General features: G+C 71.9%; 3 protein-coding genes. 2 read left to right on the top strand and 1 reads right to left on the bottom strand.

Annotated features, from left to right (window positions below; translation table 11 throughout):
* The first annotated feature begins 214 nt into the window (after window positions 1–214).
* Both ABZ281_RS44335 and ABZ281_RS44330 read left to right on the top strand, forming a co-directional pair.
* On the top strand, window positions 215–922 hold the full coding sequence (locus tag ABZ281_RS44335; protein WP_356663942.1) for a TetR family transcriptional regulator: 708 nt from the start codon (window positions 215–217) through the stop codon (window positions 920–922).
* 152 nt (window positions 923–1,074) lie between these two features.
* On the top strand, window positions 1,075–1,485 hold the full coding sequence (locus ABZ281_RS44330; protein WP_356663940.1) for a zinc ribbon domain-containing protein: 411 nt from the start codon (window positions 1,075–1,077) through the stop codon (window positions 1,483–1,485).
* Between the two features lie 7 nt (window positions 1,486–1,492).
* Here the strand turns inward: ABZ281_RS44330 and ABZ281_RS44325 are convergent, their stop codons facing one another.
* Complete coding sequence (locus tag ABZ281_RS44325; protein WP_356663938.1) at window positions 1,493–2,821, bottom strand: Gfo/Idh/MocA family oxidoreductase; 1,329 nt, start codon at window positions 2,819–2,821, stop codon at window positions 1,493–1,495.
* Between the last annotated feature and the right edge of the window lie 177 nt (window positions 2,822–2,998).

Below are 2,998 nucleotides of genomic sequence, written 5' to 3'. Positions count from 1 at the left end.
AGTACGTCCAGTACGAGGGCTTCCGGCCGGCACGCCGAGAGCACGCACCAAACGCCGCTCCTCAACGGGCAAACGTTGCCTGCCGCGGCACTAGATACGCGGCCGCCGCGCCCGGGGTTCAGAGCCCGGTCGGGTCCGGCGGACAGAGCACTCAGTACCTCCTCACGAGTGCACTGAGTGCCATGGCGTCCGCACGGGTGCTACGTTCGCGCTCATGAGCTCCGAGAAAGCCGAGGCCGGCACCGGGAAACCGCCCATCCGGGACGCCCTGGTGGCGGCGGCCTACCAGCTGTTCCCGGAGCGGGGGTACGAGCAGACCACCGTCGACGACATCGTGGCGCTCGCCGGTGTCGGACGGCGCTCGTTCTTCCGCTACTTCCCCTCCAAGGAGGACGTGGTCTTCCCGGACCACGAGCGGTGCCTCGCCGACATGACGGCGTTCCTGGCGGACGGCTCCGACGACGAACCGGTGCGGCGGGTCTGCGACGCGGCCCGGCTCGTGCTGCGCATGTACGCCGAGAACCCGGCGTTCTCGGTGCAGCGCTACCGCCTCACCAAGCAGGTGCCGGGGCTGCGGGCCTACGAGCTGTCGGTGGTGTGGCGCTACGAGCGGGCCCTCGCCGAGTACCTGCGCCGTCGCTTCGCCGCCCGCCGGGACGGCACACTGCAGGCCGACGTGATCGCGGCGGCGGTGGTCGCGGCGCACAACAACGCGCTGCGTTCCTGGCTGCGTTCGGACGGGCAGGGCGACGCGGGCGCGACGGTGGGCCACGCGCTGGACTACGTGCAGTCGGCGTTCGGCGGTGTCCCGCTGCCGCCCGCCGTGGAGCAGCCGGAGGACGTGGTGGTCGTGGTGTCGCGGCGCGGGGCACCGCTGTGGCGGGTCGTGCAGGAGATCGAGACGACGCTGGGACGGGGCTGAGGACTCCGCACATTGAGGGTACGGAGTGCCTTTACGAGTGGCACTGAGTGCCATACTCTGTGCTGCGTGCACGGTGGCACGGCGAACCGCGCACACGTGTGCGCGGGTGATCGCGTGCGCGGATTCCGGCCGAGTGCAGGGAGTTGACCAGCGTGTACCACTCAGGAAGCGTCGCTCAGCAGGCAGCCGGCTCCGCGACGGGCCTGCTGGACCCGAGGGGCCAGAACGCGGAGGCCATCCTCTACCAGCGCTGCACCTGGTGCGGCACCGCCATGTACCACCGGCTGCTGTGTCCGGTCTGCCGGGGCAGCGAGCTGCGCACGGAGCGCGCCGAGGGCACGGGCACGGTGCGCCACTCCACCGTCGTGCACCGCAACACGCCCGCGGCGCGCAACGTGTCGCAGATAGAGATGTCCGAGGGCTTCGTGGTGCGCGGCCGGGTGATGGGCCCGCCGATCGGCATCCACAGCGGGGACCGGGTACGCCTGTCCACGGCCAAGGACCCGGTACGGGGCGAGCCGGTCTTCCAGTTGCTGGACGAGCCGTACCGGGCCTGGAGCTGAGGCGCGCTCAGCCCGTGATCAGCTCGTCGGTGCGCACGGGCCGCCCCGTCTCGAAGCTCCGGTTGGCCGCCAGTCCGACCGCGAGGGCGAGCGCCCCGTCGCGTTCGGTGGCCGTGGGACGGGTCACGGCGGCGGTGTCGGCAGGGCCGACGGGGCCGAACAGCGCGTCGAGCATGCGCGGATCACCGCCGCCGTGGGCCTCGTGGTCGACGGCGAGCGGCACGGCCACCGGGGGCTGCCACAGCGGGCGCAGGGTGAGACGGGCGCCGCCCGCGTTCTCGGCCGCCGTGTCGCCGTGCACCGCACCCGCCGCCGAGGTGATCCGGCTCAGCGGCGGCTGCCAGCGGCTCTCCTCGACCTCCAGCTCCAGCCGGCCCGCGCTGCCGTTGAACATCACCCGGTAGCCCTCCCAGGGGGAATAGGCGGTCAGGTGGTACGTCATCGTCGCGCCGCGCGCGTAGCGCACCAGGACGGACATGTCGTCCTCGATGGTGACCCGCCCGTCGAAGACGTTGCGGTCGCGCAGATAGCCGTCGTCGCGTTCGGCGTCGAGGTAGAGGGCGCGCAGGGTGTCGTCGGCGGCGAGGTCCAGGGCGAAGGGGTCGTCGGCGGCCCGCTCGGCGCCGTGAGCACGGTCGTAGTCCCGACGCAGTCCGTGCCGCTCACCCGCCTCTCGGCCGTAGAAGCCGAGCCGCCCGTAGCCGAAGGCCTCCCGGGGCTCGTCGGCGAGCCACCAATTCACCAGGTCGAAGTGGTGCGAGGACTTGTGCACCATCAGGCCGCCGCTGTGCCGCTTATCGCGGTGCCAGCGGCGGAAGTAGTCGGCGCCGTGCCGTACGTCGAGCAGCCACTCGAAGTGAACCGACAGCACCTCACCGACCGCGCCGTCGGCGAGCAGGGCCCGGACCTTCTCGTGCACGGGGTTGAAGCGGTAGTTGAAGGCGACGGTCAGGGAGTTGCCGGTCTCCCGGACGGTGTCGAGGATGCGGGAGCAGCGCTCGGCGTCGACGGTCATCGGCTTCTCCGTGACGACGCAGCAGCCCGCCTTCAGCGCCGGGACGATGTAGCGGTCGTGCTCGGCGTCGACGGTGGTGACGACGACCTCGTCGATACCCTCCCCGGCGAGCAGGGCGGTGAAGCGGTCGGGCTCCCAAGGGGTGGCGGCCGGTGCGCCGCTCTCGGCCAGCAGCCGGTTGTGGAAGGCCATCCGGGTCGGGCTGGGGTCGCACAGCGCGGCCACGACATGGCCGGGGCGTTCGGCGAGGCCGCGGGTGAACAGCTGGGCCCGGTGTCCGGTGCCGACGACGGCTGCGCGCAGGGCGGGGGTTCGGCTCATGGCAGGTGCCCTTTCCCGTGGAAGGGGTCCCCACTCCCCGCGGCCTAAAGCGCTTGCCGTACTCAGAGGGTGATGCGGATGCCCACCGTGCCGTCCACGCCCCGGCGCAGCCGGCTGCCGAGACCTCAAGGCCGGCCGTAGTGGGCTCATCGGCCTCATAGCGCTGGACCTGACCAG

It is taken from the genome of Streptomyces sp. NPDC006265 (genome assembly GCF_040613555.1).
In the GTDB taxonomy this organism is placed as follows: domain Bacteria; phylum Actinomycetota; class Actinomycetes; order Streptomycetales; family Streptomycetaceae; genus Streptomyces.
The sequence above is the reverse complement of the archived record's forward strand: the minus strand, read 5'-3'. Positions and strand labels throughout refer to the sequence as shown.